Source organism: Arsukibacterium ikkense (assembly GCF_000987775.1).
GTDB lineage: Bacteria > Pseudomonadota > Gammaproteobacteria > Enterobacterales > Alteromonadaceae > Alishewanella > Alishewanella ikkense.
In genome coordinates this window covers 87,196-93,363 of the sequence record NZ_LAHO01000018.1, presented here as the reverse complement: position 1 = coordinate 93,363, position 6,168 = coordinate 87,196, and the positions used below count along the sequence as shown (strand labels likewise).

8 protein-coding genes are annotated in these 6,168 nt (G+C 48.3%); 7 read left to right on the top strand and 1 reads right to left on the bottom strand.

Annotated elements, in window-relative coordinates; translation table 11 throughout:
* The first annotated feature begins 255 nt into the window (after nt 1–255).
* From WG68_RS16780 to WG68_RS16750, 7 genes are all read left to right on the top strand, one after another.
* A complete protein-coding gene (locus WG68_RS16780) occupies nt 256–666 on the top strand; it encodes a hypothetical protein (protein ID WP_046558879.1) in 411 nt (136 codons plus the stop codon).
* A gap of 92 nt (nt 667–758) precedes the next feature.
* Entirely contained in the window at nt 759–1,031 is a 273-nt protein-coding gene (locus tag WG68_RS16775; RefSeq protein WP_046558878.1) for a type II toxin-antitoxin system Phd/YefM family antitoxin, read from the top strand.
* 4 nt (nt 1,032–1,035) lie between these two features.
* Nucleotides 1,036–1,392, top strand: a complete 357-nt coding sequence (locus tag WG68_RS16770) for a type II toxin-antitoxin system RelE/ParE family toxin (protein ID WP_046558877.1) — start codon at nt 1,036–1,038, stop codon at nt 1,390–1,392.
* Between the two features lie 6 nt (nt 1,393–1,398).
* On the top strand, nt 1,399–2,190 hold the full coding sequence (murI, locus tag WG68_RS16765; RefSeq protein WP_046558876.1) for a glutamate racemase: 792 nt from the start codon (nt 1,399–1,401) through the stop codon (nt 2,188–2,190).
* Nucleotides 2,191–2,367: 177 nt separating this feature from the next.
* Entirely contained in the window at nt 2,368–3,366 is a 999-nt protein-coding gene (locus WG68_RS19240) for a hypothetical protein (RefSeq protein ID WP_152663145.1), read from the top strand.
* Nucleotides 3,353–3,949: a hypothetical protein gene (locus WG68_RS16755; RefSeq protein WP_046558875.1), complete on the top strand. Its 597-nt coding sequence runs from the start codon at nt 3,353–3,355 to the stop codon at nt 3,947–3,949. Before WG68_RS19240 ends, WG68_RS16755 begins: the two co-directional genes overlap by 14 nt.
* Before the next feature lie 210 nt (nt 3,950–4,159).
* Nucleotides 4,160–4,696, top strand: a complete 537-nt coding sequence (locus tag WG68_RS16750) for a hypothetical protein (protein ID WP_152663144.1) — start codon at nt 4,160–4,162, stop codon at nt 4,694–4,696.
* 58 nt (nt 4,697–4,754) lie between these two features.
* Here WG68_RS16750 and rimO read toward each other — a convergent pair whose 3' ends face one another.
* A complete protein-coding gene (gene rimO, locus WG68_RS16745; RefSeq protein WP_046558873.1) occupies nt 4,755–6,158 on the bottom strand; it encodes a 30S ribosomal protein S12 methylthiotransferase RimO in 1,404 nt (467 codons plus the stop codon).
* Nucleotides 6,159–6,168: the final 10 nt, after the last annotated feature.

Genomic DNA, 6,168 nt, shown 5'->3' with positions numbered 1-6,168 from the left:
ATAGCTATTAACTCGGAGGCCGTCTAAGGCCACTTAAGCTAATGATTATCAGAACAAAATTAACCATAGCGGTCAACTTCTCGCCCAAAGCATCCCGCACTCCCTCAAGCCAAAAATCAAAAAATCCCGCTATTCCTATCAGCTAAACCAGCAACAGAACCAATCTTGCTAGCTATTGTGGCCAGCAACAAACACTTTTTATTGCTGTGCTACTTTTAGTAAACCCCCAACCTCTGTGCTGGTGAGAACTACACCATGAAAAACGTCGAAGAGAAAAGTGCCATAGTGGCAGAAATAGAGCGCGAGATTACCGCCCGTTACCGCTATTCCAAATTCGATTTTTTGCTCAATCATCTGCTGTTGCTGGTGGTTGTGCTGGCCAGCAGTTACCCGGCTTTTGCCCAGATATTCGGTGATGGCCAAACCAAGCTGTCGGCGGCGATTGCCGCTATTCCGGCCTTTGTTTTATTGTTCCAGCGTACCTTTAAGTGGGAGCAACGTGGTGAGTGGCATTGGGACTACCGGCGCCGGCTAATCGCCATACTGCGCGAAGTACGCGATCAAGGCCTGGCCGATAGTGAGGCCAGTAAAAAACTGAACTTGCTGGAAGAAGAACTGGCCGGCAGCTTTCCCGGCGTGAATCATCCGGCCAGTAAAGAAAAGTAGTGCCGGTTATTTGCGCTCGCTTTTGTCGATACTAGCTTGAGTGCGTACTTTATTAAGACTATATTTAGTACCATCCGATTAAGGAGGCGCCAATGAAATACTCTAACCAGATAAAACCTATCAGCTATCTGAAAAGCCACACTGCTGAGCTGGTTAAAAATGTGAACGAGCAGCGGGAGCCCTATATTATTACCCAAAATGGCGAGGCAAAGGTGGTGCTGCAGGACATTAAAAGTTACGAGCAAACCCAGGAAGTATTGGCACTGTTAAAAATCCTGGCCTTAGGTAATCAGCAAATAGCGCAGGGGCAGGTGACACTTGCTAGCGATGCGTTTGCCAGTATCAGAGCGTCCCGGAACAACTGAGCCGATGCTTAAGGTTTACCTTACTGATGCCGCCCGGCAGGATCTGTTAGATTTATACCAGTATGTTCAACTGAACGATGCACCCGGTAAAGCTGATTATGTGCTGGACCAGTTACAGCAGCTCGTTACAAGCTTAGCTGAACTGCCGACACGGGGCGTGGTGGTTAAAGAGCTCGCAACACTTGGTATCCATGAATATCGCGAGCTGTATTTCAAGCCGTATCGGGTTATATACCGCCAACTGCCATCTGGCGTGTATGTGTTTCTCATTGCGGATGGCCGGCGAAATATGCAAAGCCTGCTGCAGCGCAGATTACTGCTGGGTTCAGACGTTATCAATCACGAGGTGTTGAAGCCTTGACATACTATGCATAATTCCGCTGCCATCGGCATTTTTGACTCCGGTATCGGCGGGCTTTCGGTGGCCCGGGCGGTGCGTGCTTTACTGCCACAGGAAAGCCTGATTTATCTGGCCGATACTGCGCATGCGCCCTATGGCGATAAAACCGATGACTATATTTATCAGCGGATGCAGCTGATTAGCCAGCGCCTGCTGCATTTGGGCGTTAAAGCGATAGTAGTGGCCTGTAATACCGCCACCACGGCAGCAATTGCCAGATTACGGGCCGAGTGCCCGATACCGATCATTGGCGTCGAGCCCGGCGTTAAACCGGCAGTCGCCGCCAGCAAAAGTGGCGTGGTTGGTATTCTGGCCACCCCACGCACCCTGCAAACGCCGGCCTTTGCTAACTTAGCCCAGCGCTTCGCCGGCGAGGCAATCATTGAGCTACAACCTTGCCCGTTGTTAGTAAAGCATATCGAGGCGTTAGATTTTCACAGTGCGCAAACGCAGGCCTTGCTAAAAAGCTATATTGACCCGCTACTGGCTAAAGGCGCCGATACGCTGGTGCTGGGCTGTACCCACTATAATTTTGTGGCCGATAGCATTGCCGCTATCGCCGGGCCTGGGGTAACCATAATTCGTACTGAAATGGCCGTGGCCAAACAACTGCAGCAACGTTTAACCCAGGCAGGGCTGTTGGCAGTGCCAGATAATACTGTAACCGACAGCTTCTTCAGCAGCGGGCCGCTGGCTCCTTTTTGCCAGCAGTTGCAGCAGCTATGGCCTGGCGCAAATAATAATGTACAACAGCTATAACAGGGCAGGTGAATGAGCATTAACTGGATAAACCCGGCGCAGGGTGCGTGATTTTAACCTGATGAGTGGCTAAGGCAACAATGGTCGCGCCCGCTCGCTGAATAAGGAAGCGGTATTTTTGGTTAACAGTAATGCCATTTAATATCTATTTAGTAAACTAATTGTTTTATTATTCTTGTGCCTCATGTCTTCCTTGTTATAATTGGCACTATTGTTAATCAAGGAAGACACAACATGCGAGTTCCTAATAGCCAGCTCCATGCCAGCCATCAAGCCGAAAAAATAAAAAGAATTCAGCGGCAAAACGAAATTGCCCACGTTCTGGAGCAGCATAACACCACCTTGCTGGTGATGAATGCTGCTGAATTTGTCGAGTTGGCGCTTAATATTAAACAGCAAAACGGCATGACCGAGTTGCAATCCCGGCAGTGGCTGGTCACTTTGCTTAACCTAACCGATGCGTCGCAAAACGCATGGCAAATGCATGATACTAAAGTAAAATTTATCTCTGCTTTTACCTCGGCGGGGGTAGATGCTGCGGCTTTGACCATTATCGCCCGGGACCTTAAGCGTGGCGGTAATGTTTTTTCGAAGTTTCAGATACAGCAATTCCAGGGGCAGCAACATATTGTTTTAGAGGGCTATGCAGGCCTGAGAAAACACCTTACCGGTACCCGTTATCTGGCAGCGAACCCGAAAATTGTCTCTATGGGTGTTGGTAAGCTGGGGGCTTTAAATGCAATTAAAACCGGTTTTGTGGTATCGATCATTGTTTCAGTTACCTTTCATGGTCTGGATCAATTAATGAATGATCAACGTACCTGGCACCACTTTGTTGGTGGTGTTGCAGCGGATATTGTATACAGCGCCGCGGTTTCGGTTGCATCATGGGTAATAGTCACAAGCTTTGTGGGTGGTGCAACTATGCTTGCTGCTGGTCCAATCTTTGCTGTAGTAGTTGTTGGTGTAGCACTGACCTTTTTAGCGTACTACGTAGATAGCAAAATACAGTTATCGCAGAGAATTGCTGCGTTGCTCACAGAGCTTGAAGCGGATCTTGCAAAGCATAGTGGTGATGCTAGGGCTTTGAAGAGAGAGTATTTGCGTGACAAAGTAGAGTTTATCAAGAAGGTATTTGCGATTCCTGAAGTGAGATTTTTTAATGGCCAGCAATGAAGCAAGTGTTTCTAACGTGGAAAAGAAAAATGGTTTGTTTTCTACTCTTGTATCGGTATTAATTCTAATTGGAGCCAGTGTCTATATTTTGGTAGAAATATTTTTTTCTGTTAATCAGCTGCTGAGTATTTCTGCTCGTCCATTATATTTAATCGGTTCCCATAACCTGATTCCTTTGTTAATTCTTATTCCGGGACTATTACTTATAGCTTTAGGCATCATTTTTAAACAGCTAAATAGAATGACTCCCAAAATGTATGATTGGGTATTCAAACTGTTATTTTATTCATTTATTTTATTTGTCCTAACTCGAATACTATACGGGGGCTTTTTTGTTGACCGCTATATGAGCAATCATGGCTACAGTTACTGTAACCCTTTAACTTCAGTCAGTGCTTTGTCGCCGCAGATTTGGGTAAGTGACCCTGGCTATTGCTTGGAAGATAGCCGCAATGTCAGTAGCGAAGTACGGGATTGGCTGGATACTCAAATGGCAGCTGGTGAGCGGCCTACCGCAGCAGAAGCAGAGCAACAGATCAAACAATTGGCACAGGATTATCAAAAGCGCTTTAACCGGTTTTAACCACTAGGCTCAGTAGGTTGCTAAACCAACTGAACCATTATTTTCTACTGCCTGCTGTTAACCTTGTTTTTAACCTACTTAGCTGACAAGCGGGATAAGTGCTGACTGACTTGGTGGGTCAGGCAAATAGGCGTTATGCTAATTAACAAAGCAACAGTGTTGAGTGGTGGCTGTTGGGCAAACGAATTCATATCTGAAAGTGGAGGGGATATGACGCAACTACTAGACTGGCTGACACATTACTCGCCCTTGGTGGTGCTGCTACTGGCGGTGGCCGCAGCGCTGCTATTCCTTATTAAACTTATCGTTGAAAAAAGCATCGCCGCTGAGTTTGAGCACAAGGCTAAAGTGTTTGAGTTGCTGTTAACGCGCCGCTCGGCCTTTGAAGAGAAAGTCTTGCTGGACAGGTTTGCGTTAGTTACCGGTTTTTCCTCCCAGTTAGAACTCGTTATGACCCAGCTAAACCGCATCCGTTCAGGGCAGCCAGTACCTGATGGCTTTATGACTCAGCAGGAGATTGTGCCGCTTACCCAGGTTTTTATCGATTTGGAAGTGCAACGCCTGTTACTGGGTGAAGACTTTCACCGGGTATTTACTCAGCAAGCTTTATTGGCGCTTAGTAGCGCCAATATCGCAAAAGCCAACAAAGAAGCGTGGTGCCAGGCTGGTGAACAGTGGGGCCTGTTACGGCAGGAACTGCGGCAGACCCTTGAAGCCGCTTTTAGTGTCAGTAACATTCGTTGGTAGAGGTGTTTAAACAAACAGGCAGCCGAAGCTGCCTGTCTGGATAGATAAGAACCAGTGCTTACTCAGCCAGTGACGCCCATAAGTCATATTCGTCAGCTTCGTCTACCACAGCATTAATAATGTCGCCCGGTTTAACGCTGGTTAAACCGTTTAAGTAAACCGCGCCGTCAATTTCCGGCGCATCGGCATGGCTGCGGCCAATAGCGCCTTCGTCGTCGACTTCATCAATCAGCACTTTAATGGTTTTACCAATTTTTGCCTGTAAGCGAGCGGCGCTGATGGCCTGTTGTTTTTGCATAAAGCGGTGATAGCGTTCTTCCATTACCTCGTCGGCTACCGGATCCGGCAGTTCATTCGCTTTAGCGCCAACGACCGGGCTGTATTTAAAGCAGCCAACGCGGTCCAGCTGCGCTTCGTCTAACCAGTCGAGCAACATCTGGAAGTCTTCTTCCGTTTCGCCCGGGAAGCCAACAATAAAGGTCGATCGGATGGTTAAGTCCGGGCAAATCTCGCGCCATTTTTTAATCCGCTCTAATACCCGTTCGGCCTGGCCCGGGCGTTTCATCAGCTTTAAAATGCGCGGGCTGGCATGTTGAAACGGAATATCTAAATACGGCAACACCTTGCCTTGAGCCATTAATGGAATAATGTCATCGACATGCGGGTAGGGGTAAACGTAGTGCAGCCGCACCCAAATGCCCATCTCGCCTAAGGCTTCACACAAGGATTGCATTGAGGTTTTAACCGGTGCGCCATTCCAGAAGCCGGTGCGGTGTTTCACATCCACGCCATAGGCGCTGGTGTCCTGCGAGATAATCAGTAGCTCTTTAACGCCAGCATTTTTCAGGCGCTGCGCTTCATCCAGTACTTCACCGACCGGCCGGCTGACTAAATCGCCGCGCATCGATGGGATAATGCAGAAAGTACAGCGATGGTTGCAACCTTCAGAGATTTTTAAATAGGCATAATGCTTCGGCGTTAACTTAACACCGTGATCCGGTACCAGCATAGTAAAGGGGTCGTACTTGGGTTTAGGCACAAACTCGTGTACCTGCTTTAACACGTTTTCATACGAATGCGGGCCGGTAATACCCAAGACATTAGGGTGCACCTGGCGAATTTCATCTTCGCGCGCACCCAGGCAACCGGTCACGATCACCTTGCCGTTTTCAGCCAGGGCTTCGCCGATGGTATCTAAGGATTCCTGCACGGCGCTGTCGATAAAACCACAGGTGTTAACAATTACCAGCTGCGCATCATCGTAGCTGGGCACAATATTGTAGCCTTCACTTTTCAGCTGGGTCAGGATGCGCTCGGAGTCCACCAGGTTTTTCGGGCAGCCCAGTGACACAAAACCGATGGTATTGCCTTTGCCGGCACCGGCGTTTGCCTGCTCTAACAGGGCTTTAGCAGGGGTGTCCAGGGTAGTGGTTTGGCTGGGGTCAAAGGTTTGTACTGTCATAGTGTCTCTT

Excerpts from the sequence above, each read along its gene's own strand:
- WG68_RS16780 (WP_046558879.1), top strand. The coding sequence starts at position 256 with ATGAAAAACGTCGAAGAGAAAAGTGCCATAGTGGCAGAAATAGAGCGC.
- rimO (WP_046558873.1), bottom strand. The coding sequence starts at position 6,158 with ATGACAGTACAAACCTTTGACCCCAGCCAAACCACTACCCTGGACACC.
- WG68_RS16775 (WP_046558878.1), top strand. The coding sequence starts at position 759 with ATGAAATACTCTAACCAGATAAAACCTATCAGCTATCTGAAAAGCCAC.
- WG68_RS16755 (WP_046558875.1), top strand. The coding sequence starts at position 3,353 with ATGGCCAGCAATGAAGCAAGTGTTTCTAACGTGGAAAAGAAAAATGGT.
- murI (WP_046558876.1), top strand. The coding sequence starts at position 1,399 with ATGCATAATTCCGCTGCCATCGGCATTTTTGACTCCGGTATCGGCGGG.
- WG68_RS16770 (WP_046558877.1), top strand. The coding sequence starts at position 1,036 with ATGCTTAAGGTTTACCTTACTGATGCCGCCCGGCAGGATCTGTTAGAT.
- WG68_RS16750 (WP_152663144.1), top strand. The coding sequence starts at position 4,160 with ATGACGCAACTACTAGACTGGCTGACACATTACTCGCCCTTGGTGGTG.